27 protein-coding genes and 1 other annotated feature are annotated in these 26871 nt (G+C 39.9%); all 27 genes read left to right on the top strand.

The genetic code is table 11. The features are described 5' to 3' along the window. Positions 1-197: 197 nt before the first annotated feature. The 27 genes from nrdG to F9B85_RS02080 all read left to right on the top strand — a co-directional run bounded on the left by nrdG (position 198) and on the right by F9B85_RS02080 (position 26869). Positions 198-704 (top strand): anaerobic ribonucleoside-triphosphate reductase activating protein, encoded by a 507-nt coding sequence (gene nrdG / locus F9B85_RS02210; protein ID WP_207707016.1) that lies wholly within the window; start codon positions 198-200, stop codon positions 702-704. A 21-nt stretch (positions 705-725) separates the two neighbouring features. Beyond that, a complete protein-coding gene (gene pgeF, locus F9B85_RS02205) occupies positions 726-1565 on the top strand; it encodes a peptidoglycan editing factor PgeF (RefSeq protein WP_170270098.1) in 840 nt (279 codons plus the stop codon). A gap of 21 nt (positions 1566-1586) precedes the next feature. Further along, positions 1587-2291, top strand: coding sequence for a response regulator transcription factor (locus F9B85_RS02200; protein WP_151618025.1), 705 nt, complete (start codon positions 1587-1589; stop codon positions 2289-2291). A gap of 6 nt (positions 2292-2297) precedes the next feature. Next, positions 2298-3683 (top strand): two-component system histidine kinase PnpS, encoded by a 1386-nt coding sequence (gene pnpS / locus F9B85_RS02195; protein WP_151618024.1) that lies wholly within the window; start codon positions 2298-2300, stop codon positions 3681-3683. A gap of 115 nt (positions 3684-3798) precedes the next feature. Beyond that, positions 3799-5007 carry a methyl-accepting chemotaxis protein gene (locus F9B85_RS02190; RefSeq protein ID WP_170270096.1) on the top strand — a complete coding sequence of 403 codons (1209 nt, stop codon included), beginning with the start codon at positions 3799-3801 and terminating at the stop codon, positions 5005-5007. Positions 5008-5033: 26 nt separating this feature from the next. Further along, positions 5034-7361 (top strand): GGDEF domain-containing protein, encoded by a 2328-nt coding sequence (locus F9B85_RS02185; RefSeq protein ID WP_170270094.1) that lies wholly within the window; start codon positions 5034-5036, stop codon positions 7359-7361. A 109-nt stretch (positions 7362-7470) separates the two neighbouring features. Further along, on the top strand, positions 7471-8370 hold the full coding sequence (locus tag F9B85_RS02180) for a phosphate ABC transporter substrate-binding protein (protein WP_151618018.1): 900 nt from the start codon (positions 7471-7473) through the stop codon (positions 8368-8370). Between the two features lie 292 nt (positions 8371-8662). After that, positions 8663-9520 (top strand): phosphate ABC transporter substrate-binding protein, encoded by an 858-nt coding sequence (locus tag F9B85_RS02175; RefSeq protein WP_151618016.1) that lies wholly within the window; start codon positions 8663-8665, stop codon positions 9518-9520. Positions 9521-9642: 122 nt separating this feature from the next. Beyond that, a complete protein-coding gene (gene pstC / locus F9B85_RS02170) occupies positions 9643-10623 on the top strand; it encodes a phosphate ABC transporter permease subunit PstC (protein WP_207707015.1) in 981 nt (326 codons plus the stop codon). Further along, positions 10623-11471 (top strand): phosphate ABC transporter permease PstA, encoded by an 849-nt coding sequence (pstA, locus tag F9B85_RS02165; protein WP_243138035.1) that lies wholly within the window; start codon positions 10623-10625, stop codon positions 11469-11471. The genes pstC and pstA overlap by 1 nt, the downstream gene beginning before the upstream one ends. A gap of 23 nt (positions 11472-11494) precedes the next feature. Continuing rightward, positions 11495-12253 carry a phosphate ABC transporter ATP-binding protein PstB gene (gene pstB / locus F9B85_RS02160; RefSeq protein WP_151618014.1) on the top strand — a complete coding sequence of 253 codons (759 nt, stop codon included), beginning with the start codon at positions 11495-11497 and terminating at the stop codon, positions 12251-12253. A 22-nt stretch (positions 12254-12275) separates the two neighbouring features. Next, on the top strand, positions 12276-12935 hold the full coding sequence (gene phoU, locus F9B85_RS02155) for a phosphate signaling complex protein PhoU (RefSeq protein WP_151618012.1): 660 nt from the start codon (positions 12276-12278) through the stop codon (positions 12933-12935). A gap of 158 nt (positions 12936-13093) precedes the next feature. Next, positions 13094-14350, top strand: coding sequence for a uracil permease (gene uraA, locus F9B85_RS02150; RefSeq protein ID WP_151618010.1), 1257 nt, complete (start codon positions 13094-13096; stop codon positions 14348-14350). Between the two features lie 127 nt (positions 14351-14477). Beyond that, a complete protein-coding gene (locus F9B85_RS02145) occupies positions 14478-15467 on the top strand; it encodes a biotin/lipoyl attachment domain-containing protein (RefSeq protein WP_151618008.1) in 990 nt (329 codons plus the stop codon). 94 nt (positions 15468-15561) lie between these two features. Beyond that, on the top strand, positions 15562-16251 hold the full coding sequence (locus F9B85_RS02140) for a YggS family pyridoxal phosphate-dependent enzyme (protein ID WP_151618006.1): 690 nt from the start codon (positions 15562-15564) through the stop codon (positions 16249-16251). 16 nt (positions 16252-16267) lie between these two features. Continuing rightward, positions 16268-16762, top strand: coding sequence for a cell division protein SepF (locus F9B85_RS02135; protein ID WP_151618004.1), 495 nt, complete (start codon positions 16268-16270; stop codon positions 16760-16762). 11 nt (positions 16763-16773) lie between these two features. Continuing rightward, the gene (proC, locus tag F9B85_RS02130; protein WP_243138034.1) at positions 16774-17595 is read left to right on the top strand and encodes a pyrroline-5-carboxylate reductase; all 822 of its coding nucleotides are present in this window, start codon (positions 16774-16776) and stop codon (positions 17593-17595) included. Positions 17596-17649: 54 nt separating this feature from the next. Further along, positions 17650-17907 (top strand): YggT family protein, encoded by a 258-nt coding sequence (locus tag F9B85_RS02125; RefSeq protein ID WP_243138033.1) that lies wholly within the window; start codon positions 17650-17652, stop codon positions 17905-17907. Further along, a complete protein-coding gene (locus F9B85_RS02120; protein ID WP_207707014.1) occupies positions 17889-18698 on the top strand; it encodes a YlmH family RNA-binding protein in 810 nt (269 codons plus the stop codon). The genes F9B85_RS02125 and F9B85_RS02120 overlap by 19 nt, the downstream gene beginning before the upstream one ends. Positions 18699-18716: 18 nt before the next feature. Next, positions 18717-19337, top strand: a complete 621-nt coding sequence (locus F9B85_RS02115; RefSeq protein ID WP_151618000.1) for a DivIVA domain-containing protein — start codon at positions 18717-18719, stop codon at positions 19335-19337. Between the two features lie 31 nt (positions 19338-19368). Beyond that, positions 19369-19616 (top strand) — a binding site (T-box leader). Between the two features lie 104 nt (positions 19617-19720). Then, the gene (gene ileS / locus F9B85_RS02110; protein WP_243138047.1) at positions 19721-22462 is read left to right on the top strand and encodes an isoleucine--tRNA ligase; all 2742 of its coding nucleotides are present in this window, start codon (positions 19721-19723) and stop codon (positions 22460-22462) included. A 111-nt stretch (positions 22463-22573) separates the two neighbouring features. Beyond that, a complete protein-coding gene (locus tag F9B85_RS02105; protein WP_151617996.1) occupies positions 22574-23197 on the top strand; it encodes a phosphate propanoyltransferase in 624 nt (207 codons plus the stop codon). Positions 23198-23340: 143 nt separating this feature from the next. Beyond that, complete coding sequence (locus F9B85_RS02100; RefSeq protein ID WP_151617993.1) at positions 23341-23631, top strand: ACT domain-containing protein; 291 nt, start codon at positions 23341-23343, stop codon at positions 23629-23631. A gap of 24 nt (positions 23632-23655) precedes the next feature. Beyond that, positions 23656-25023, top strand: a complete 1368-nt coding sequence (locus tag F9B85_RS02095; RefSeq protein ID WP_151617991.1) for a PFL family protein — start codon at positions 23656-23658, stop codon at positions 25021-25023. A gap of 295 nt (positions 25024-25318) precedes the next feature. Further along, positions 25319-25636, top strand: a complete 318-nt coding sequence (locus F9B85_RS02090; protein ID WP_151617989.1) for a DUF5665 domain-containing protein — start codon at positions 25319-25321, stop codon at positions 25634-25636. 26 nt (positions 25637-25662) lie between these two features. After that, positions 25663-26391: a TraR/DksA C4-type zinc finger protein gene (locus F9B85_RS02085; RefSeq protein WP_151617987.1), complete on the top strand. Its 729-nt coding sequence runs from the start codon at positions 25663-25665 to the stop codon at positions 26389-26391. 196 nt (positions 26392-26587) lie between these two features. Further along, positions 26588-26869 (top strand): alpha/beta-type small acid-soluble spore protein, encoded by a 282-nt coding sequence (locus tag F9B85_RS02080; RefSeq protein ID WP_151617985.1) that lies wholly within the window; start codon positions 26588-26590, stop codon positions 26867-26869. Positions 26870-26871 lie beyond the last annotated feature (2 nt).

Below are 26871 nucleotides of genomic sequence, written 5' to 3'. Positions count from 1 at the left end.
CTTATGAGTCGAGGTCTCTTTTTGAATAAGCCTGCTTATTCTGTTATGGTCTATAAATTTAAAAATATGCTTCTAGAATAGGGGATAAGCGGACTTTCAACGACCTTATCTTTCTAATTATAAATGAAAAAGGAAAAGAACATTTTATGACGAAGGATTAAGAGCAAATGTTTTTAGCATAGGGAGTTTTTATAAGGATGAGCGAGCTACGCTTAGCTGGTATCGTAAAAGATAGCATTGTTGATGGACCAGGTATTCGAATAACTTTATTTGCACAGGGCTGTTCTCATTATTGTAAGGGTTGTCAGAACCCACAAACTCATAATATAGAAGAAGGAAAAGTAATGACCCTTTCTGAAATTCTGAAAATAATTGATCAAGCACCTTACATACATGGTGTTTCCTTTTCAGGAGGAGAGCCTTTTTTGCAAGCTCCGGCTTTTACTGAGTTAGCTCGAGAAGTTCGTAAGAGAGGGTTGCATATAGTTCTTTATACAGGCTATACCTACGAAAAGATCCTTGAACTATCTAAGCAGGATAAGAGCTATATAGAGTTATTGCAACAAGCACAGTGGCTTATTGACGGTCCTTATATAGAAGAAGAAAAAGATTTATCCTTACCATTTCGAGGATCAGGTAATCAACGTATTATTGATGTAGAACGATCACTTTCTTCTGGTGTCCTTGTTACTGTGATGGATTGAGCCTAAGAAAGGGGAATTTCATTGCAAGATCTAAAGTGGAGTCGCCGATGTAGGGGTGAGCTTGCTGTCTATCAACCTTCTTGGGATAGCAATGTCCTTAGTGCTGTTAGTACGCGCCAAGGAGGTGCTAGTTCGCTACCTTATGATACTTTGAACCTTGCTTATCATGTTCAAGATGAAGCAGAAAAGGTTGAGCAGAATCGTGAAAGGCTTACGAGAGCATTAGGATTAGCTTCTGCTCCTTGGGTTACTCTTAATCAAGTTCATGGTACGAAAGTGCATTGGGTTAGCAAAGATAACATAAAGGCTTTTCAAGGTCAAAATATGAATGAGCTAGTAGAAGGCGATGCTCTTGCTACCGAAGATAGCGATTTACCGCTCGTTGTTTTCGGAGCAGATTGTGCGTTGTTATTATATTACGATGCTATAGGCGGCAGAATAGGGGCTGTCCACGCAGGCTGGAGAGGTACTGTAGCTGGTTTGCCATCTATTATGGTCGAAGAATTTATTGAGCGAGGTAGTAAAGTCCAAAATATTCAGGTAGCTATAGGACCTGCTATTGGACCTTGCTGTTATCCTGTAGGTACAGAAGTAGTCAATGCTTTTCATCAACGCTGGTCTTTTGCTGATCAACTCTTTACTTCTGAAGAGAAAGAGTGTAACGAAAAGAGCAAGAATATGGTAAGATTTGACCTAATCAAAGCGATAGAACTACAATTGATGGAATACAAGCTAAAGCCAGAACATATATCAACTCTTAATATGTGCACTTCTTGTGCAGAAGAAGATTTTTTTTCTTATCGCCGTGATCAAGGAAGAACAGGCCGTCATGGTGCATTGATTATGTTGACTCGTCCATGATAGAAGATTAAGGAGGACTTTATGGCTACCATTTTAGTAGTAGAAGATGATAGTAATATTTTAGAACTGGTAAAGTTTAATTTGGAAAAGGAAGGTCACATTGTTAATGAGGCTATCGATGGTGAAAGCGCCATTATAAAGTTACAGGAAACACTTCCTGATCTGGTTATATTAGATCTCATGTTACCTCGTCTTGATGGTTTAGAAGTATGTAAAAAACTTAGAGCTAATACAAGGTCATCTAATTTACCTATTTTAATGTTAACTGCTAAAAGTGAAGAATTTGATAAAGTTTTAGGTCTTGAGATGGGCGCCGATGATTATATGACAAAACCTTTTAGCCCTCGAGAGCTCGTGGCACGTGTGAAAGCTCTTTTGCGTAGAAGCAGTCGTCGTGAAAGCTCTTCTGATGGTCCTATTCAAGTGGGTGAAATCTCTATTGATGTGGAACGTTATGAAGTTTGGATTCATGGTCGTAAACAGGAATTAACGCCAAAAGAGTTTGAGTTACTGCGCTTATTAGCTTCTAATCCTGGGAAGGTTTTCAATCGTGAGTTTTTGTTAGAACGGATCTGGGGATACGATTATTTTGGAGATAGCAGAACTGTTGATGTTCATATCCGACATATACGACAAAAAGTTGAGAAAGATCCGGCTAATCCTCGCTATATTGAAACTGTAAGGGGAGTAGGTTACAAATTCCGTGATCCTGCTGAAATGGGATGAAAATAGTTGAAAAATAACTCAAGTATCCAAAAAAAGATTGTCTATGGTTACGTAGTAATTTTCTTAGTACCCTTCTTGTGGTTTTTTTTATGGTATTTACCTCAGGGAGACGAAGGTTTAACTTTATTTATTCTACTTTATGCAATCATAACAACAGCGGCAGTTTACTTCTGGTCTCGTAGAATTGCTAAAATAATCGTTGACTTGACTAGAGCAGTAGACGATATGCAAGATGGTTCTGCACCTCGTCTTTATGGTATTCAAGCTCAAGGAGAGTTAGGTGATCTAGCCGCTTCTATTCGTGCTACTTCAGAACAATTACAAAAGCAGATTCGCGACTTGAATCAGGAAAAAAATAAGTTTGAAACTGTTTTGGGCTCTATGGTGGAAGGTGTTGTAGGCTTTGATCGCATGGGCCGTATTTTACTAGTGAACAAAGCGGCAGAAAAAATGCTACTCATTAATGCTGAAATAGCTAAAGGTAAAATGTTAGTCGAAGTAATTCGTAATAGAGAACTAGAGGCTGTTTTCTCTCATACGCTTCATACGGGAGAAGTAGGTAGAAGAGAAATTCAAATCTGGCCTAACAAATTGCAAATGTATAAAGTGCAAGTAGTACCTGTCTGGTCAGAAGAGCGTATCTTTGGAGCTGTAATGGTTATTCATGACATCACTGAAGTACGACGCTTAGAACAGATGCGTACGGAGTTTGTTGCTAATGTATCTCACGAGCTACGCACACCTCTGACTTCAATTAAGGGGTTTGTGGAAACTTTGCTCGATGGTGCTGTGGAAGATAAGAAGCTTTCACATCGTTTTCTTACGATTATTGATGAGGAAACAGACCGCTTACAGAGATTGATTGAAGATTTACTAAAACTATCTCATATTGAAAGCCATCGAGAGCTAATTATTCAAGGTGAAACGGAAGTAGAGTCTGAGTTATGTCGAATAAAAAGTTTACTTACTCCTGTAGCCCAAGAAAAAGAAGTAACTTTGCATTTCGAAATTGCTAAGTCTTTACCGAAAGTACCGCTTACTTCAGACCACTTGCAACAAGTTCTTGTCAATCTGATTGAAAATGGCATCAAATATAACAAAAAAGGTGGTCACCTTTTTCTTCGGGCTTTTTCAAAGGGACAAGAGGTGCATATAGAAATTGAAGATACAGGCATTGGCATACCTGAAGATAGTGCACCTCGTATTTTTGAAAGATTTTACCGTGTAGACAAAGCTAGGTCTAGAGATATTGGAGGTACGGGACTTGGACTAGCTATTGTAAAGCATATTGTGGAAGGTAGTGGTGGCCAGATTACCTTATCTTCTCAAGTAGGTCGTGGAACTACTTTTTTTATTACTTTCCCAGCAGTAAAAAAACTAACAGTACTTTAACAGTTTCTTCAATTAAATATAATGCGCAAAGTCTACCATTAATCCTATAAGGATGGGTAGGCTTTTTCTTTTTTCTACCAATAATCACTTTGCAAAAAAGGAGCTATTTGCATCAATGACTTTATCAAAGAATTACACATTAGAAGATTCTAATAAGAACATCATAGCTATGGATATAGCACAATCAATTGGCACATTACCTATCGGACGATATACAGAACCTGTACAAATGATGGATCAATCAATTAAGACCCGTCATATTGCTGATTTTTTTGAACGCTCTCCAAACTCTCAATGTGTAGTAGTTACAGAAAAAGGTTTACCCGTTGGTCTAATTATGAAAGATAAATTTTTTGCTCATCTTGGTAGACGTTATGGTGTTTCAATTTACTACGATAGACCTAGCCGCTTAGTGATGAATAAAAATTATTTGCAAGTAAGTAGTGATACCACAGTAGAAGTAGTATCGAAGTTGGCAACACAACGAAATAGCGACTATCTCTATGATAGCATTGTTGTTACCGATCATGGACGATGTGTTGGCGTAATAACTATCAAAGCTTTGTTAGATTTAATAACCGGAAACCAGATTACCTTGGCTAAAAGCCAGACAAATAATCTAAAAATAACAGCTGATATGATTGGTAATATAGCTGATTTGGCACAAAAAATTGAAACTTACAGTGGTCAAACAAAAACCTATTCCCATTCTATGCATAGCTCAACAGTAGGAGGTCGTAAGGCTCTAACTGAAACAACTCAAGTTATTGCTCAGATCGATCAGGCCATAGAAAAAGAAGCAAAAATTATTGAGGTATTAGAAAGTTACTCGAATCAAATCAAACCAATATCGATTGTAATTGCCAAATTGGCTCAACAAATTGACATGCTGGCTATTAATGCATCTATAGAAGCGGCTCGAGCAGGACAGCATGGCAGAGGTTTTGCTGTGGTGGCACAAGAAGTAAAAAAATTAGCAGATGAAACTAATGAATCGGCGAAAAGTATAACGCAGTTAATTCAACACATTATTAATCAAGTTGGTTCAGCTGTAGAAACTTCAAGAAACACGCAAGAGCAAATTCAAGCAGGTACAAAAATATCCTCATCAATAGAAAGAGCCCTTGAAGAGATTTTTCATTCTATTGAGATAACGAACAATCACGTAGAAGGAATATTCGAACTAGCTAGCGAGATATCATCTAGTTCTACACATCTACTAGAGGTAATCCAATTTATGGCACTACAAGCAGAAGAGGCGGCTGGGCTTTGTGAACAGGTAAAGCAAGACGATAAAATGATAAGGTACTGTGTTAATCAATGATTAAGCTGAGAAGGGAGGACAAGGTTGTGAAGCCACTCAGTAGGATTAATAAGTGGCTTAAAGGTGAGGGCCATAAAGAGAAAAAGGAGCTTTTTTACTCTTCCATGGTTGCTAATTCACAAGTACTTAAGATGGTGGAAAGAGAATTATACCTTCACGGACAGCTTGGCTTAATCTATATCGACATAGTTAACTTTACTAATATAGAGATAAAGTACGGAAATAAAGTTTGTAAAAGAGTCTTAGAATTGTTAAAAGAAGCGATTCTGCAGTTTAGTAGTTCTAATGAGACAGTTAAAGTAGAAATCATCCACAATATTTATGGAGATGACTATGTGCTCTATTGTTCTATCCAAGCAAATAGCAAAGATCGCTCTTACTGCTTTGAACTAATTGCACATAAAGCTCAAGAATTAAAAAATTATATAATGAATCAGGTTAACAGAAAACTAAATAAAATTGTTGATGAAGATATGAACTTTCATGTAGGCTGTTCTGTACTTTGTTACAAATCAGAGCTAACAGTAGAAAGTCAAGTTTACAGTGCTATCAAACAAGCACTTGCCCTGGCCAAGGGGGAAATAGACTTAGATAGTGGAAAAAAGATTTGGGCATTAAAGCAAGCAATAGAAGATAAAAACTTCATAATTCACTACCAACCAATTTATTCTTTAGAAAAGGGTGCTATTATAGGTTACGAAGCTTTGGCTAGAGGTCCTGAAAATAGTGCATTTCAAAGCCCCTTACAAATCTTTAAGCTAGCAGAAAAAGCTAATTGCCTCTTACCCTTAGAGCGGCTTTTACGTCAACTAGCTTTAGAAGGTGCGAGCGATATAAAGAAAAATCAATTCTTGTTTCTAAATTGTAGCCCCCAAGTAATTAATGATCCTTCCTTTTCTAGGGGTGACTTTCGTCAAATTGTGGAATCTACAGGCCTTCGTACAGAACAAATAGTTTTAGAAATCACTGAGAGACATGTTATTAATGATTTTACGCATTTTCGCAAGATAATAGATATTTATCGCAAACAGGGATTTCGATTTGCTGTTGATGATGCAGGTGCAGGCTATTCAAGTTTGCAATCTATTGCCGAATTACAACCAGAATACATAAAAATAGATAAGTCATTAATAGAAGGGATAAATAACTCTGCTGTTAAACAAGCCTTGTTAGATACATTTTTATCTTTTGCCTTGAAAATCAATAGTCATATTATTGCAGAAGGGATTGAAAAGGAAGAACAACTTAAATGGCTTTGCAAAGCTGGAATTCATTTAGGTCAAGGCTACTTACTAGGTAGACCTTCACCACAAAAAAAATATAGCGAGTCTAGACAAATTCAATCACTTCAGAAGCAAAGGGAGATAGAAAATAAAGAGAAGCCAACAACTAAAGCTGTAATTGGTAGTCTTGTAGAAAATTATTATTTTTTATCGGCACAGGCACCTTCCAAAAAGGCAATGGAACATTTTCATAAACATCGAGATTCCTACAGTATCGTAATTATGGAAGAAGAGAAGCCAATAGGTTTATTAATGCGCGAGAAGCTATACTTTCATTTAGCAAATCAATATGGTCAAGCTCTTTACTCTGATAGACCTGTTTCTTTAATAATGGATCATAATCCATTGATAGTAGAGGGACATAGTCGATTAGAAAAGGTATCACAATTGGCGACTTCACGGCACTTATCACAACTATATGATCACATTATAGTTTGCCAATCAGGAAAGTGTATTGGCGTCGTTTCAGTTAGAACTTTACTCGATCAATTAACGAAAGCTCAGATGGAATTAGCATTATCAGCTAATCCGTTGACAGGATTACCTGGCAATGTACGTATAGAACAAGAAATATACCAAAAAGTTTGGAAAAAATCTTCCTTTACATCCATTTATATTGATCTAGATAATTTCAAAGCTTTTAATGATCGCTACGGTTTTGAAAGAGGCGATCAAGCTATCAAACTTGTTGCTGATATTCTAGTATCAACTATAGCTGAATTAGGCCATGAGGATGATCTAGTAGGACATATAGGTGGTGATGATTTTATCATCATTTCAGAAGCCCCTTTTCTACCGCTTTGTCAAAAAATCATTACTAAGTTTGATGAAAGAATTGTAGATTTCTATGCACCTACTGACCGACGTAATGGTCATATATACGGCAGAGATCGCTATGGAAAGCATAAAGCTTTTCCTTTGATGTCCTTATCCTTAGCTGTCCTTGTATGCCCAGCGGGACGTATTCACCATCCTGTAGAGTTAGGTGAATTAGCGGCCGAAACAAAAAAAGTGGCCAAAAAAATAGAAGGCAGTGCTTTTGTAATTGATGATGGCTATTTGTTAGCTTAACAAATACTTAAAATTAAGGTAATCAAGGGATAACAAATATGCATTAATATGTATTTCGTAAGCAGGACATAGAACAGAGTCCTGAAATTTTGAGGAGGTTAATCTACATATGTCTTATGTCAAAAAGTTTTCTAAAGTTATCGGTCTTACTGTTATTACCGCTATGGTTGGAGCTGTTGCTGTAGGTTGTTCTGGTGATCAGTCTCAAAGTAATTCGGGGGGAGATAGTACATCTGGTCTTTCTGGTACTATTCAAGTAAGAGGTTCTGATACTCTGGTGAATTTGAGTCAGGCTTTTGCAGAAGATTTTATGGATAAATATCCTAATGTGAGCATAGCCGTTACAGGTGGAGGCTCTGGTACAGGTATATCTGCTCTAATCAACGGTACTGCTGATCTAGCCAATTCTTCTCGTGATATTAAAGACAACGAAATAAATGATATAAAAGAAAAGACTGGTAAAGATGTGGTCGAGTACGACATCGCTCTTGACGGAATTGGTTTTATCGTTCACAAAGACAATCCAGTTAAAGAATTAACAATGGAACAATTAAAAGGCATTTATACAGGTAAGGTAACTAACTGGTCTGAACTAGGTGGCCCAGACCAAACTATTGTTCCACTTGCTCGTGAAACTTCCTCTGGTACACACGTGTTCGTAAAAGAATTCGTTTTGGATAACGAAGAGTATCGTCCTGATGCACTATTACAAACATCTAGTGCTACTATTGCTAAAGAAATTGAAACGAATACAGGCGCCATTGGTTATGTTGGTATGGGTTACTTAACAGATAAAGTACAGACCATTGCTGTTAAAAAAGATGATAATAGCCCAGCAGTATTACCTAGTGATAATGCTGTAAAAGATGGTTCATATCCTGTATCTCGTCCTCTTCATGTATATTCAGCCGGTGAACCAGAAGGTGTAGCTAAAGCTTTTGTAGAGTTCATGCTTAGCCCAGAAGGTCAGAAAATTGTTGGTGAAATGGAGTTTGTTCCTGTAAAGTAAGGTATTAGATGCAAATGTATAAAGTCTGCTTCATTCCGAGAGGAGAAAAGCAGACTTTTCTTTTGCAAAATATTGATTATATACCTCAATGAACAGACAAATATCACTATTATTTCAACAGAATTACAATTAAAGAGAATTAATATGTCGTATTTTGCCGAAAAACACCGCCTTAACATTCCCTTAACAATATCATAATCATAGCCTAACAAAAGCATAGTATTGTTAACCTCAGACATGAAGGTTTCTGTGCAAGGAAGCTGAATGTATTTTGAGGGGGTACAATATATTCATGGATTTTAAATCAAAGTTAAAACGGATTATTACAACTTCAAGTATGATTGCGCTGGTAGGCCTTCTCACAGTAGGTTGTGGAGGAGAGCCAAGGGAATCGATTCAAGTTAAAGGCTCTGACACAATTGTTAACATGACACAATTTTTGGCGGAAGAGTATATGATTCAACATGATGTAAGCATTGCTGTAACAGGCGGTGGCTCTGGTACAGGTATTTCGGCCTTAATTAATGGTACGGCTGATATAGCTATTACGTCTCGCGATATTAAAGACAACGAAATTGCCACAATATTAGATAGAACAGGCAAAGAAGTTGTAGAGTACACAGTAGCATTAGATGGACTTGCATTTATTGTTCATAGGGACAATCCCATTGACGAGTTGACAATAGGACAATTAAAAGATATTTATACAGGTAAAATATCCAATTGGAGCGAACTTGGCGGTCCTGATCAAGCCATTGTTGTAATGGCTCGAGAAACATCTTCTGGTACTCATGTTTTTGTTAAAGAATTTGTTATGAATAATGAAGAATATCGACCTGATGCACTTCTATTAACTTCTAGTGGTACTATATCCAAAGAAATTGTAACAAATCGCAATGCAGTTGGATATGTAGGTGTTGGCTATCTTACAGATGACGTAAAAACGATTGCTATCAAATTAAACGAAGAGGCAGTAGCGGTGTTACCAACGGATGAAGGAATCAAAGATGGCTCATATCCGATATCTCGTCCTCTTCACTTTTATACAGCTGGTGAAGCAGAAGGATTGGCCAAAGACTTTATTGATTTTGTCCTAAGTGAAGAGGGACAAAAAATCGTTGGTGAAATGGAATTTGTTTCCATTTTGTAATTTCTATATTTTTAATAGACACTATGATTTTGTAAATTATCAAGAAAATCGAATGGGTGGAGTCCAACTACTCTGCCCATTTTTTCTGCAAGAAGTTCCCCTTGAATGAGGAGGTAAAAAAATTGAGTTCCAATCAGGATAATGTAGCTTTTTCATCAAATCAAGAAAATGCTGAAGAACCAGGAGATAAACAAAAGAAATTATTGAAGAATTCCTCCCGTCGAAGAAAAGCTTGGGATATCTTCGAAAAGTTATCAGAAGGTGTTCTTTTTGTAAGTGCCTTTCTTGGTGTTATTACCGTTATACTAATATTTCTCTTCCTATTTAAAGAAGCCGTTCCTTTATTCCTCGATCCCCTATCAGCCCCTACACTGACGGCAAAGAATTGGTATCCAATTTCTAATCCTCATATTTTTGGACTCTGGCCATTAATAGCTGGCTCTTTAATCGTAACCTTTGGTGCTATTTTGATTAGCGTTCCTCTCGGGATAGGAGCGGCTATTTATCTCTCTATGGTCGCTAGCCCTAAAGTACGTGAGATTCTAAAGCCTACTATTGAAGTGTTGGCTGGAATTCCTTCTGTTGTGCTTGGCTTCTTTGGTCTTGTTGTATTAGCGCCTTGGATTAAAGACTTCTTTGGTTTATCAACAGGCTTAACAGCTTTGACAGGATCAATTACCTTAGCTCTTATGGCCTTACCAACAATTACATCTATTTCGGAAGATGCGATTTCTTCTGTACCTCGTAAATATATGGAAGCTTCTTTGAGCATGGGCGCCACTCGTTGGCAAGCCATTGTTACAGTTATTGTTCCCGCGGCCCTTTCTGGTATTACAGCATCGGTAATGCTCGGCATTGGCCGAGCCATTGGTGAGACCATGACGGTGTTGATGGTAACAGGTAATGCCGCCATTATTCCTGGTACTATGCTTGAGCCTGTTCGAACCATGACGGCTACAATAGCGGCTGAAATGGGTGAGGTTGCGCGTGGCAGTGAACATTATCACGCTTTATTCGTAGTTGGTGTTGTTCTATTCTTAATGACTTTTGCAGTAAACTATATTGCTGATCTTGTTAGTCGACGCATGAAGGAGGTTGAATAATGATGTCACCAAAAGTGACAGAAAAAATCGCCTTTGCTACTCTTAGAGCTATTGCTTTCTTCATTGTGCTCTGTTTGGCCGTTGTGCTTTGGGATATCTTCTCCAAAGGTCTGCCTGCCTTAACATGGGAGTTCATAACAGAAAATCCACGCCGTGGTATGACAGAAGGCGGCATATTCCCGGCCATTGTTGGTACTTTTTATCTTGTTTTAGGAACAATTATTTTTGCATTACCTATAGGCGTGATGACAGCCATTTATCTTGTTGAATATGCCAAGGAATCTTGGGCTACTCGTATGATTCGTCTCGCTGTTGTCAACTTAGCGGGTGTTCCTTCTGTTGTCTTTGGTCTATTTGGCTTAGGTTTCTTTGTCCTTTTCCTTGGATTTGGTGTTTCTATCTTAGCCGGTTCTCTTACCTTGGCTTTGATGATCTTACCAGTCATTATTACGACATCAGAAGAAGCTTTACGTACAGTGCCTCGTGGCTATCGTGAAGCTAGTTTGGCTCTTGGTGCGACAAAACTACAGACAATCCTCTTTATTGTTCTCCCCAATGCCATGCCAGGTATTCTAACAGGATCAATTCTTGGTGTAGCGCGAGCGGCCGGAGAAACAGCTCCGATTCTATTGACCGTAGCGGCTTTCTTCTTGCCTAGGTTACCCAACAGTATTTTTGATCAAGTTATGGCCTTGCCTTATCATCTCTATGTAATTGCAACTCAAGTACCTCATGCCGATCAATCCATACCTTATGGTACAGCAGCTGTTTTGATGATTCTTGTGTTAGGTCTTAACTTGATTGCCATATTGTTACGGACTTATTTTCGTCGTATGCGCAAGGTTTAGCGTGTAGAATGTAGGAGGATATAATGAGTAAAATAAAAATAGAAGCTGAAAATCTTAAGCTTTTTTATGGTGATTTTCAAGCATTAAAAAATATAAACCTAACGATGAAAGAAAAAGAAGTAACCGCCTTGATTGGCCTCTCAGGATGTGGAAAATCAACTTTTTTGCGCTGTTTAAATAGAATGAATGATATTATTCCCAATTGTCATGTAGAAGGAAAATTAACCTTTGAAGGGGAAGATATATATCATCCTGATTGTGATGTTGTAGCCTTGAGAAAAAAAGTAGGTATGGTCTTTCAAGCACCCAACCCTTTTCCCAAAACAGTATATGAAAATGTAGCCTATGCTCCTAAACTTCATGGGACCAAAGATCGAGCTTCATTAGATGAAATTGTTGAGACATCCTTAAAACAAGCCGCCTTGTGGGATGAAGTGAAAGATCGCTTACACAAGCCAGCGTTGGGTTTATCTGGAGGTCAACAACAGCGTCTTTGTATCGCTCGTGCTCTGGCAATCAAACCTGAAGTTTTGTTAATGGATGAACCAACATCAGCTCTTGATCCTATCTCAACCTTAAAAATTGAAGAATTGATTCGTGAATTAAAACAGCACTATACAATTATTATTGTTACCCACAATATGCAACAAGCGGCAAGGGTTTCTGATCGTACTGCATTTTTCCTTGTTGGTGATCTGGTTGAAGTAGACGATACGGAAGTTATCTTTACCAACCCTAAAGATCAAAGAACGGAAGATTATATAACAGGGCGCTTCGGATAATAGAATAGAAAGGGTGGAGCATATGGCAATTAGAACAGAGTTTGACCAATCTTTAAGAGATCTACAAGCCAAGTTGCTACACATGGGAACATTGGTAGAAGAAGCGATTCACAAAAGCACTGAAGCGCTAGTTAATCAAGATATTGCACTTGCAGATGCTGTCATTGATGGCGATGATGAGTTAGATAGATTACAGCTTGAAATAGAAGATAGTTGTATGAAACTGATCGCTATGCAACAGCCTATGGCTAAGGACTTACGTAAAATTAGCGCCGCTTGGAGAATTTCTGTCGAGCTTGAGCGAATGGCTGACAACGCTGTCGATATAGCTAAGTCCTGTCGTCGCATAGCCGGGCAACTATATATTAAGCCTCTTATCGATATACCGCTTATGTCAGAGATCTGTCAGCAGATGGTAAAAGGTGGCCTTGACTCCTACATCAAAGATGACAAAGATATGGCCATAAAAATGAGTGAAATGGATCACAAAGTAGATGCTTTATACAAACAAGTTTTTCGTGAGCTCTTGGCAATAATGTTAGAAGATCCCAAAACTATTGCACAGGCCACACACCTCTTGTTTATTGCACGTCACTTAGAGCGCTTTGGCGATCATGCCACCAATATTGCTGAATCTGTAGTCTATCTTGTTACAGGTGAGCGTGCCTACTTAAATGAATAAAATCAAAACTCTTAATGCTTCACAACGAAATGTTGTGGAGCTTTTTTTTAGGGAAAAGTTTTCTCCTAATACTCTCTGCGCTCTAGTATGATAGCTTATTAATTTGTACATAGTTAAAGCTAGAAAGGCTACTTATTGCTAAGGAGTAGAAAACTTTTATGAGACGAGAAATACAAGTTGATGAAAGGCCACCCATACTGAAATCAATTCCACTTAGTTTTCAACACCTTTTTGCTATGTTCGGTGCTACGGTCCTTGTGCCGATTTACTTTAATGTCAATCCTGCAACTATTTTGTTATTTAATGGTATTGGTACGCTTCTTTATCTCATTTTATGTAAAGGCAAGATTCCTGCTTATCTTGGCTCAAGTTTTGCTTTTATCTCACCAGTTGTACTTGTCTTACCACAATATGGTTATGAAGCCGCTCTAGGTGGCTTTATTGTTGTTGGTCTGATCTTTACCCTTGTTGCTTTAATCATAAAAGTTGCCGGTACTAGGTGGCTGGAAATTGTCTTCCCACCGGCCGCAATGGGAGCTATTGTTACTGTCATTGGTCTTGAATTAGCACCTGTTGCCGCTGGAATGGCTGGACTGACGGCAGAAGTTATAGAGCCACAAGTAGTAATAGTTTCATTATTTACTCTTGCCGTAACTGTCTTAGGCTCTTTGGTATTTAGAGGTTTCCTAGCGATAATTCCTATTCTAGTCGGCGTTATGGCTGGATATTTTCTTGCTTTATTCTGGGGGATGGTTGATTTAACAGCTATTCAGGAAGCCCCATGGCTTGCCATGCCTACTATATATAGGCCTACTTTTGAATGGGAAGCAATTGCTATTATTGCTCCTGCCGCTCTTGTGGTTATTGCAGAGCATATAGGTCACCTTGTTGTAACCAGTAATATTGTGGGGAAAGACTTGTCCAAAGATCCTGGACTGCATCGATCTTTACTCGGTAATGGCTTATCAACGACCTTATCAGGATTTTTTGGTTCTACACCTAATACGACTTATGGCGAGAATATCGGTGTAATGGCAATTACAAGAGTATACTCTGTTTGGGTGCTTGGTGGCGCCGCTATAATTGCTATTATACTATCTTTTGTCGGTAAACTAGCCGTAGCTATACAAACGATTCCTACGCCTGTTATGGGTGGTGTTTCACTCCTGCTTTTTGGCGTTATCGCCGCTTCTGGTGTGCGCATGCTCGTGGAAACGAAGGTCGATTACTCTAAAGCAAGCAACCTTATTCTTACTTCTGTTGTTCTAGTTATTGGAGTCAGTGGGGCACAGTTGTCTTGGGGAGCTTTTACCCTAAAAGGAATGGCTTTAGCTACTGTAGTTGCTATTATTTTGAGCTTGATCTTTCGTCTCTTAGAAGTCAAGAAACTTACTAACGATAGCGTGAAAGAATAAATTCCAAATTAACTTTAGATTATAGTAAAAGCTTAGTTGCCAGTAAGCTCGGATTGACAATTGTCGATTCGGGCTTTAACATTACAAGGGAACTGCTGGGAAGACAATAATAGGAGGGGTCATAAAGATGTCCCGGCTTACAATGGTTCCACTTGGCAAAGAAGCTATGAGCCGTCGTAGAAGATCGGCTCTGCTTAAAGTAGCTATATTAGTACTACTTATCATTACAATTGCATTGTTTTTCTGGTTTCTAAAAGGAAAAGTTACATCTTTGATCGTAAAAGCTGTTGTTGAAACAGAACCGGCCAGCATGGGACAAATAGCTGATACTCGTCATTTGCCTGGTTGGATCATTCGTGACGAAACTATTGTCTATACACCAATTACAGGTCGACTTGAATCTCTTATTGGCGATGGTGAACGTGTAAGATTAGGAGCACCTGTAGCTCGTGTAAAAACGGTTAACCCATCAGGAGAAGTGATGGGAACGGTGCAAGATTTTATGGCGCCTCGCTCCGGATTGGTTGTTTATAACACGGATGGTTTAGAAGATATTATGACACCTAGAGTTTTAGAAGAAATCGATGTAGAGCAATTGTCAAATCTTACAGTACGTAAGGAGATTATCGAGGTAGAACAATTAGTCTATCAAGGACAAGCTCTGTTCAAAGTTATCAATAATCTTGATAAGGCTCACTTCTTAGCTCACTATAACATACAAGACTTAGGAAGGGCTCTAGTACCTGGGGCGCGGTTAACTTTAGCCTTAAGTCCTGAGGGACCAACTATGTCGGCACGTGTCATTAATGTTCGGGGAGGAGAAGATGCCTGGGTAGTTTTGCAAATTTCTAATCCTCCAACAGAAGTTATCAAGGAACGACAAATGACACTTCTGGTTGTTGACAGAACATATCGCGGTTTTATCTTGCCGGAAAAAGCTATTGTTCAAAAAGAAGGGCAAGATGGTCTCTTGCTAAGCATAAGAAAGAAGGCCCAGTGGAGGCCTGTTGAGGTTTTAGCTATCGTAGGTGACCAAGTCGTTGTGGAAGGTATTAGAGAGGGCGATTTAGTTGTCCTAAATCCTCAATTTGTAGTAGAAGGGCAAGAAATAAAATAAAAATCTTAATAAAGGGATAGAATTTTATCTAGATGTAGCAGGATTTCCCTTTTTGGTGGCGAAATACGAAGCAGGTTGGAGGGATTGAGCATAGATGGGTCATGTAGAACAGAATCTCAATCGTGTTCGCCAAAAAATCAAGGCATCTGCGGATAAAGCAGGACGTAATATTGATGATATTACCCTCGTTGCAGTGACTAAGAATGTGGCTATTGCTGATATAGAAGCGGCTGTTGCCTCTGGTGTTACTACATTAGGCGAAAATCGTGTTCAAGAATTTATGAAGAAGATTGATCAACTGCAAAACCCCCCTGTGCGATGGCATATGATTGGTACATTACAATCTAACAAAGTTAAGTACATCTATGACAAAGTAGAATTAATACATTCACTCGATCGCCTTTCATTAGCAAAAGAAATCCAAAAATATGCCCGCTATCTCGGCAGACCTATTTCTTGTCTTGTAGAAGTGAACGTTGCGCAAGAGGAAAGCAAGGAAGGCTTACAGATAGACGAAGTCCCTGCTTTTTTGAAGCAACTAACTGAGCTAGAGGGCCTGACTGTTCAAGGTCTCATGACCATGGCGCCATATACAGAGAATCCAGAAGAAGTTCGCTGGGTCTTTCGTAAGCTACGCGAACTATCGCTAGAGTTAGCTGAGCTTAAGTTAGAAGGCGTAGCTATGCGGGAGCTATCTATGGGTATGTCTAATGATTTAGAAGTGGCTGTGGAAGAAGGCGCTACTCTTGTTCGTGTAGGAACAGCTATTTTTGGTGGTAATTGAAAGGAGGAGCTTTTAAGTGGCGAAGTTCATGGATAAGTTTTACAATATCATGGGCTTAGGTGATGAGTATGAAGAGGTCGAAGAAAGAACTACCAATACTAAAAGCACTAAAGACGAAGAGACAGAGAAAAATATTTTTTCTATGAAACGACCTACAGCAGAACGTAACGACCGGAATTTGAGCGCTCCTGTTGTAAGCTTGGCATCGGAGAGGCAGAAGAAGGATCATAAAGTTGTGGTCGTAGATCCCAAAAGCTTTGATGAAGCACAAAGCATTGCTGATCATCTGAAGAACAGAAGGCAAGTTATTCTAAACCTAGAAAACACTGATCGCGAGATGGCTCAGCGTATGATTGACTTTATTAGTGGTACAACTTATGCGCTCAACGGTTCTATGCAAAAAGTAGGTGCGAATATTTTTGTGTTTGCGCCCAGTCATGTAGATATATCAGGAGACTTTGTTTCTGAGAATACAATAATACGCCCCATGGCCTGGGCTAGTAAAGGCTAGGAGTGAATAGTTTGGGTCAACAGTATCTTTCTGAGAGAAAAGTTGGCTTTATCGGTGGCGGTGCAATGGCAGAGGCACTTTTAAGGGGCTTATGCAAAATCTTACCGCCTGAACGTTTAGCTGTTTCTGATCTATCTCAGGAACGATTAGAGTACTTAAAAAATGAACTTTCTGTAAATATATATAAAGATAACGAAGCATTATGTAGAGAATGTCAGATACTACTGTTGGCTGTAAAACCACAAGTATTGCCGAAGGTGCTTGCTTCCTTAGAGAATGTAATTCATAAAGACCATCTCATAATTTCCGTTGCGGCAGGAATATCCCTACAAAAGCTGGAAGCTCTCTTACCAGAAGGTGTTGCTGTCGTTCGTGTAATGCCTAATACACCTGCTCTTATTGGCAAAGGCGCTTCTGCCTTATCACGGGGCACTGCTGTTAAGGATGAAGAGTTAGAAGCCGCTTTGATCTTAATGAAGGCGGTAGGTACGGCTGAGCTTGTCCCAGAGTCTTATATGGATGCTGTGACAGCGCTAAGTGGCAGTGGGCCGGCTTATGTATACTTATTCATTGAAGCACTGATTGATGGAGCAGTACGTGAAGGATTGCCTCGCGATTTAGCTCGCAATTTGGCTCTACAAACAGTAATTGGTTCTGCAGAAATGGTACTGCATTCAGGAAACCATCCTGCTGTAGAACGAGATAAAGTTACATCGCCCGGTGGAACTACAATTGCTGCTATCGAAGCCTTAGAGCAAAAGGGAATGCGCTCTGCCTTATTTGAGGCACTACACGTAGCAGCCAAACGTGCTCGTCAGCTAGGTGAATCCTAAAAAAGCAAGAACCCGGCGATATCGCCGGGTTCTTTGAAGAACGGGGGTTGAGTTTTGGTTCTAGGCCAGATTATCTCTACGGCTTTCTGGGTGATGAAAATCCTTATATTAGTTCGTGTTATTGTTTCCTATTTTCCTCATAACCCAAATAATGCAGTATTTAAGTTTATTTATGAAGTTACAGAACCTATCCTTGCACCACTACGCAAAGTTATACCGATTCCCAAGTCATTGCCTATTGATTTTACGCCAATTGTAGCTTTTATTCTTTTAAGTATAGCTGAACAGATTGTTTGGTCTCTTTTCTTATAGAAATGACTAAAGGCAGAGGAAAGTTTCTAGAACACGTTGCTGAAGATATGCGTGAGCCCCTGGGCAGACTTATTGATCAAGCGGAGCTTTGCCAACGAAGCGGTAAGGTTCAATACAGTAACTTTCTAGAGCCTTTTTTATTCGAGAAGGCTTCCCAGCTCTTGCAAGGCTATTCAGCTCTTTATTTTTACCTCGATGGAGGTTATGAAGAAGCAGAGCGCAAACGATTTATCTTATATCCTTATGAATACGATAAAGCAGATAATAACTTGCAATGGCTGAAGGGAGAGCTTGCCAAAGGTCATGGCAAAGTAAAGCATCGAGATTATTTGGGGTCACTGCTCGGTATAGGGATTGGCCGAGAAAAAATAGGCGACCTAAAAATAACTGAAAAAGGTTGCGCTGTCGTTGTAGATGCTACACTGGCACCCTACATTGAGTCTCATTGGCGAGAGGTAAATAAGTATGGAATCGAAGTTTCAGCTATTTCAGTAGGAGAAATCCCTCCTTTTCTAGAAGAAGGAAAAATACGCTCTATAACCGTTTCTTCTCTGAGAACTGATGCTATTATAGCGGCAGTTTGGTCTCTTTCTCGCTCTAAAGCCGCTGAATTAGTTCAAAAAGGTTTGCTGCGCGTTAACGGTCGTGAAACTAGTAGAATAGACTTTGTCATTGAAGATCAAGACCTGCTATCTTTACGAGGTTATGGTCGAGCCAGAGTGCAAGAAATTACAGGAACTACCAAAAAAGGTCGTATTTCATTAAAGATCTGGCAACCTGTTGAGCTTTAGCGAGGAGGTTCTGTAGCTATGTTAACACCTTTAGAAATCCATCAGAAAGAATTCAAAAAATCCGCCTGGGGCTATAAACCTGAAGAAATTGATACTTTCTTAGAGCGAATAGCACAAGATTATGAAGCTCTTTACAAAGAGAACATGATTCTTAAAGAGCAAATAGCCCGCGGAGAAGAGAACTTGCATCGCTATCGTCAGCTAGAAGATACACTGAACAATACTCTCTTACTAGCCCAAAAAACTGCCGATGAAGTACGAATTACAGCTGAACGAGAATCGGAATTATTGCTCAAAGAAGCACGTCATCAGTCTGAGATTATCATCTCTAATGCGAAGAGCAAACAAAGAGAATTAGAGCAAGATTTTGAACGCCTAAAAAATCAATCTCGACAGTTCCGTGTTCAATTTAGAGCTATGCTGCTATCTCAATTAGAAGCTATCAAAGGTGAAGAAGAGAAAGAATTAGATAAATACGAACAAAATTACGTTGATTATGAAGCAAGAGACGTGGAAGAATATGAAGGACTTCCTGGTAATTTTCAAGAAGTGGAAGGTATCGCTTATGCTGAGACAGCTTCTGCCTTTGAAGGTTCTCCAGAGCTTAGTGGATCTGATAACAAAAAAGCTGTATACTGATAGAGTTAACAAAGTTTATATTAGAATCGGAAAAAAGGCAAAGAATGGGACAGGTAGTATGTTATTGTCTTGACAGCGAACCTGGGTTAGGTGGAAGCCAGGGCTAGATGACCATACTATATCACCCGGGAGCTGTGTCAGTGAAGCAATAGTAACTGACAACGGAAGCGGCCGTTACCCGCGTTAATGAGACTGTGATCGATGTGATAAGGTACATGAATTAGTGCCTCAGTTGTAACAGTAAACTAGGGTGGTACCGCGAGCTAACTCGCCCCTTGCGTAAGTAAGGGGTTTTTTTATTATACGGAGAGGTGAATACATTGACAGAAAAAGAGACACTAGACTATGGAAAAACATTAAATCTACCTAAAACGGAATTTCCTATGCGAGGAAACCTCCCCAAAAGAGAACCAGATATGTTACAGTACTGGGAAGAAATCAACTTATACCAAGAAGTAGCTAAAGCAAATCAAGGAAAAAAGAAATTTATTCTACATGATGGTCCGCCCTACGCTAATGGTGATATTCACTTAGGTCATACTTTGAACAAAGTTTTGAAAGATTTTATTGTAAAATATCGATCTATGGCTGGTTATGATGCCCCTTATGTACCAGGATGGGACACACACGGTTTGCCTATTGAGCAAAGAGCTATTAAAGCACTAGGCCTAAATAGACATGCTGTATCTCCTTTAGAATTTCGTCAACGCTGTCAGGAGTATGCCTTAAAATACGTAAATATTCAAAGAGAACAGTTTAAGCGCTTAGGTGTGCGTGGTGATTGGGAAAACCCTTACCTGACTTTGCAAAAAGATTTTGAAGCAGAGCAGATTGGTATTTTTGGTGAAATGGCCAAAAAAGGATATATTTACAAAGGGATGAAACCTGTATATTGGTGTGCATCTTGTGAAACAGCCTTAGCAGAAGCGGAAGTTGAGTATGGTGACAAAGAATCTAACTCTATATATGTCAAGTTTCCTGTACTAGATAGTAAAGGCTTATTTGACACAGAAAAAGTGTCCATTGTTATCTGGACTACTACACCTTGGACCTTACCTGCTAACGTCGCTATTGCTCTTCACCCAGAATTCAAATACCTTCTTGTTGCCTATGGCGATGAAAAATTGATCTTGGCCAAAGAGTTGCTTACTTCTTTTGGTGAGATAACAGGTCTTGGTGTAGGCAAGATTGAACAAGAATTTACAGGATCTGAACTAGAATTCGTACGTTGTAATCATCCTTTTATGGATCGACAGTCTTTAGTTATTGTGGGAGAGCATGTAACGCTGGAGCAAGGTACTGGTTGTGTTCATACAGCTCCAGGACATGGTGAAGATGACTTTATTGTAGCCCAAAATTATGACTTGCCTGTTATCTCTCCTTTAGATAATCAGGGACGTTTTACAGCTGAAGGTGGTCTTGTTGCTGGTCTCAAAACTACAGAAGCTAACGGTGTCGTTATCGAAGAACTAGCTAAAAGAAATCGACTAGTGCAATCTTCCAAAGTAAGACATCAATATCCACATTGTTGGCGCTGTAAAGATCCCATTTTATTCCGAGCGACGGAACAATGGTTTGCCTCTATCGATGGGTTTCGTCAAGAAGCATTAGCGGCCATAGAAAAAGTAAGATGGATTCCAGGCTGGGGACGAGATCGGATTCATAACATGGTGGCTGATCGTGGCGACTGGTGTATTTCTAGACAGCGCATCTGGGGAGTGCCGATTCCAATTTTCTATTGTAATGATTGTGGAGAAGCAATCATTACCGATGAGACAATTGAGCACATTAAACAGCTCTTTAGAGATCATGGCTCAGATATCTGGTTTGCCAAAAGTGCTGACGAACTAGTGCCACCAGGCTTAGCATGTACAAAATGCAAGCACAGTAAATTCCGTAAAGAGACAGACATTATGGATGTGTGGTTCGATTCTGGCTCTTCCCACGCGGCTGTCTTGGATGCCCGTGAAGAGCTTAGCTGGCCTGCTGATCTTTATTTAGAAGGTTCTGATCAGCATCGTGGTTGGTTTAATTCTTCTCTTTCTACAGCTGTAGCTACTAAAGGAACAGCACCTTATCGAGCCGTCTTAACTCATGGTTTCCTTGTTGATGAGCAGGGACGAAAGATGTCCAAATCCCTAGGTAATGGTGTTGATCCTCTTGATGTAATTAAAGATATGGGTGCTGATATCTTACGCCTCTGGGTTACATCGGCAGATTATCGCTCTGACGTAGCTGTTTCGCCCAATATTCTTCGTCAGATTGCCGATAGTTATCGGAAGATCAGAAATACATTCCGCTATTTCTTAGGAAACCTATACGATTTTGACCCTGCAAAAGATCAAGTTGCTGACCAAGACTTATTGGAGCTTGATCGCTGGGCTTTGATGAACTTAAACAAGTTAAATAAGCGTGTAACCAAAGCTTGCGAGAATTATGAGTTTCACGTAGTCTATCACGCTGTTCACAATTTCTGCGCTGTAGAGATGAGCGCTCTTTATCTTGATATTATTAAAGATCGGCTTTATGCTTCACCAGCTAATTCTTTGGAAAGACGTTCAGCACAAACTGTTTTATACAAAAGTGCCCATAGCTTAGTTAGGCTATTAGCGCCTTTCATTACTTTCACAGCCGAAGAAATCTGGCGTCATATTCCCGGCGCACTTGCAGAATCTAAGACAGTTCAAACAATGCCTTGGCCAGAATACGACGATAGCTACAATGATGCCGCTTTGGAGCAAAAAATGGAAAAATTGTTAGAAGTACGTACTCGCGTCTCTAAAGCTCTTGAGCTTGCCCGACAAAGTAAAGTGATTGGTCATTCTTTAGAAAGCCATGTAAAACTACACGTGGATGATCAATTGAAGCCTTTACTAGAAAAAGAAGATTTAGCCTCTTTCTTTATTGTATCGACTGTTACTATTGCGGACCAAGACAATAAAGTGCCAGAAAATGCTTTCTGCGATAAAGATCTACCAGGCTTAGCTGTACTCGTTTCAAAGGCAGAAGGTTATAAATGTGAACGTTGCTGGATCTATAGCACAGGTGTAGGTAAAGATGAAGTCCATAGTCAGTTGTGCCCTCGTTGTGCTCAAGTAATGGGGGAAATGGATGAAGAAGCGTAAGATATAGGTTTTATAAGCCACCGAATGGATTCGGTGGCTTTACTTTTCGCTTATAGTTCCTTCTTCTACGGTAACTCTACATATAGGTCGCAGAGAGAGGAGGCTCGAGAAATGTCGGCTACAGAAATAAAAATTGCCATTGGCGTGTCCAACAGACATATCCATATGGCAAAGCAAGACATGGAAATTCTCTTTGGAAAAGGTCATGAGCCCAAAATGTTAAAACACCTTTCCCAACCAGGGCAATATGCTTCTGAAGAGGTTGTCGCTCTCCTTGGACCCAAAGGAACAATAGAAAATGTTCGGCTCTTGATGCCTCTCCGGAAAAAGACACAAATAGAAGTCTCTCTGACCGATTGTTATAAACTAGGCATAGCTCCTGTGATTCGAGATTCTGGAGATATAGAGGGAACACCTGGTTTGACATTGGTAGGTCCTAAAGGGCAGTTAACCTTAAAAGAAGGCGTCATTGTAGCAGCTCGTCATATTCACTTGCGGCCTAAAGAAGCGGAGTTATTCAAGCTGAGTGATGGCGACCGAATTTCTGTACAAATTAGCGGAAGCCGCGCTCTACGGCTAGACCAAGTCTTAATTCGTGTCGATCCTTCTTTTGCTTCCGAGCTTCATATTGATACTGATGAAGCTAATGCTGGTGCGGTAAAAAACGGTGAATTGGCCACACTATTGTTTACCAAAGAAGTGGCTCGAGCAGATCGCCCTCTAGCAAAAGTGTAATTTGCCCAAGAACTGCTTTTCGACAAAATTTGATATTAGGGCAGGAGTTGTACAAACAGGCACGAATTAAAGTAAGCAATACCTTCTGGTAAAAGGTAATCTTACAGGCTTTTTGTGCCTTTTTTTTGAGGAGTGGAAGTTTTATGACGACAAAGAAAGAGAATCGCGTTATGGTAACAGTGATTGGACAAGATAGAGTCGGTATCATTGCTGGCGTTGCTACGATTTTGGCTGATGCTGGTGCCAATATTTTGGATATTAGCCAGACGATTATGCAAGAAGAATTTTTTGCTATGATCATGGTTGTGGACATGGAAGGTGCTAAGCTACCTTTTGATGAATTGAAGATTACATTAGAGGAAAAAGGCAAAAGCTTGGGCGTACAGATCATGGCCCAGCATGAAGATGTTTTTAAGTTTATGCACCGCATCTAATTTGTACAGGAGGCCATAAAAGCTATGCCAATGACCATATCGAATGATGAAATCTTAGAAACGATCCGAATGGTTCAAATGGAAAACCTTGATATTCGTACAATTACAATGGGGATCTCTTTAAGAGATTGTTCTCGTACTGATACAGAATCTACTGCTAGGGCAATTTACGATAAGATCACGAAAAAAGCAGAAAATCTTGTAAAAGCAGGGGAACAAATTGAACGGGAATTCGGTATTCCCATTATTAACAAAAGAATTTCTGTTACCCCTATTGCACTAGTAGCAGAAAGCTCTTCTGATCAGAATTATCCAGTAATCGCCAAAGCTCTAGATAGAGCGGCTATTGAAGTAGGTGTAAACTTTATTGGTGGTTACTCAGCTCTTGTTCATAAAGGTAAAACAAAAGGTGATTCGGCCTTAATAGAGTCTCTACCAGAAGCCTTAAGTACAACAGAACGAGTATGTGCTTCTGTTAATGTAGCCACCACAAAAGCAGGCATTAATATGGATGCTGTAGCTCAAATGGGTCGAATAATTAAAGCGACTGCAGAAGCTACAGCTCATCAAGGTGGCCTTGGTTGTGCTAAGCTTGTTGTTTTTTGTAATGTTCCTGAAGATAATCCCTTTATGGCTGGTGCTTTTCATGGTGTGGGAGAGCCTGAATCTGTTATCAATGTAGGTGTTAGTGGTCCAGGTGTAGTCCTCAATGCAGTTCGCAAAAATCCAGAAGCAGATTTTGGTGCTCTTGCTTCAACAATTAAACATACGGCTTTCAAAATAACTCGCATGGGTGAGTTAGTAGGACGAGCGGCTTCTGCCAAGCTAGGCGTTCCTTTTGGCATTGTGGACCTTTCCTTAGCACCTACACCAGCTATTGGTGATAGTGTAGCAGATATTCTTGAGGCAATGGGGCTAGAGCGATGTGGCACTCACGGCACTACAGCGGCCCTTGCTCTCTTAAATGATGCCGTCAAAAAAGGAGGAGCTATGGCCTCGTCCTATGTAGGCGGTCTTTCTGGTGCTTTTATTCCTGTAAGTGAAGACGCAGGTATGATTGCCGCTGTTGAAGTAGGAGCTTTAACAATCGATAAGCTAGAAGCTATGACTTGTGTTTGCTCTGTCGGTCTCGATATGATAGCTGTACCTGGCGATACATCAGCAGAAACTATAAGTGCTATTATTGCCGATGAGTCTGCTATTGGCATGATTAACCGTAAAACAACAGCTGTTCGAATCATTCCAGTACCAGGTAAAAAAGTAGGAGACCATGTAGAATTTGGCGGTCTTTTAGGCCATGCTCCTGTTATGCAAGTACACCCTTTTAGTGCCCAAACTTTTATTAATCGCGGCGGCCGTATACCAGCTCCTTTACAGGCCTTGAATAATTAAAACCATAGAGGCACAGATATAATAGGAGTATTTCTTTCCATTTAGTATTTTTTAGCCCTAATTGCTTTAATTCTGGAATCCTGCTAACAGCCTATTTTAGCTGTTAGTGGGATTTTTGCTTTTCAAAAGAATGCCTTGCTTGTAACTAGTAAAAAGTAAGGTCGAGGCTTAGAAGGTTTTTCACATAATATGAAAAAAGATTATTAAAAAAAGAAGAATGGAAGTAAAAAAAGGGATCTTGATCATAAAAATAGAAGATCTTTACATATAGTAAGGTCTCAGGAGGATGGGCAAAATGAAAGAGGAAGATAAAAAACAAGAAAACCAGCAACTATTGGAAAAGGTTTCACAAAAGCTCGATAATATGGCTGTAGATATGGAGAAGCTTCAGGTAGCTGAGTATATAGAGATGCTCAACAATCCTAGGCGACTTATGTTTTTGAACTTTTTAGCTGGAATCGCTAGAGGATTGGGAATGGCAGTCGGATTTACCATTTTAGGAGCTATTGTTTTGATTGTCTTGAGAGAGCTGGTTGTTCTTAATCTTCCATTGGTTGGCGGGTTTATTGCAGAAGTGGTACGCATGGTTCAGAGTCAGATGGGAATGCCATAAAAATCTAAGAGGGGTAGTGAAGACCCATGCTTTCTCGACCATCTATTGATCATGAAGCACAGTGGGAAAAGCTTGAAGAGATGGAAAAAGAGAACGAGCGAATGCTTCACCATTTAACAGAAGATGCACTGGGTGAATCGCTCGGTGAATCGATTCAGGAATTGAGTGTCTATGACAATCATCCTGCAGATATCGCTTCGGAACTATATGAGCGTGAAAAAGATATGGGTACTCGTGATCGCTTAAGTCGTGAACTAGACGAAATCGTAGAAGCCAAAAAAAGAATTACTGAAGGTATCTATGGCATATGTGAAGATTGTGGGGAAGACATTTCTGCTGAGCGAATGGATGCCATGCCTACGGCTACCCTGTGTATTCGCTGTCAACGAGAAGAAGAAACCTTTCATCCCGATCGACACCCTAGGCCGATTGAAGAAGATGTACCACCATATCCCTGGGGTGGTCAATCTGATCATCTCTATTCCATTGGAGAGCATGGCCTCGATAAAGATGAACGAGATCCAACTATGTACGATGGCGAAGACACTTGGCAAGATATTGCCGAACATGGAACTTCGGAATCACCAAGCGATATTGAGTTTACACCGGAATATCCCAAAATCTATCCTGATCACGGAGAGCGAATCGGTGGATCAGAAGCGATTGAAATGATCCCCGTGGAAAAAGACAAAGACGGTACCTTCTATCAAGATATGGACGGTCAAGACGACGAAATAGGCCCACAAAGGTTGTAGAAAAAAGAAAGAATCTTTATAAAAGCCGCCCACTGGGGGGCTTTCTTTATTGCCCGACAATTTAGACAATTCAACCAAAGCTGTCATGGTGTGGACATAACGGTAAGGCCTTAAGGTTTTAACAATAGGTTCATAATATGATCTGGCCTCAGATGAGGCATTCTATGCCTAGACAAGGAGGGAGGTGAAAACACACATGCCTAACCGAAACAAAGCCGTTTTCCCAGGAGCCCAATCTGCACTAGACCGCTTCAAATATGAAGTTGCTTCTGAAATCGGCTTGTCTAACAAGATCCAAACCCAAGGCTGGGAGAACATGACTACTCGTGAAGTCGGAGCCATCGGTGGCTTCATGACTAAGAAGATGGTTCAACTAGCGGAGCAACAACTGGCTCAGAACAATGGTGTATCTAGTCAGCTTGCCCGTTCTGCTGGTGCCGACGCTAGCCAAGGAGCAACACAAGAATCTGGCCGATAAGG

The organism is Heliorestis acidaminivorans (genome assembly GCF_008933955.1).
Taxonomy (GTDB): Bacteria; Bacillota; Desulfitobacteriia; order Heliobacteriales; family Heliobacteriaceae; genus Heliorestis; species Heliorestis acidaminivorans.
This window is presented reverse-complemented; position numbering and strand designations above follow the sequence as displayed.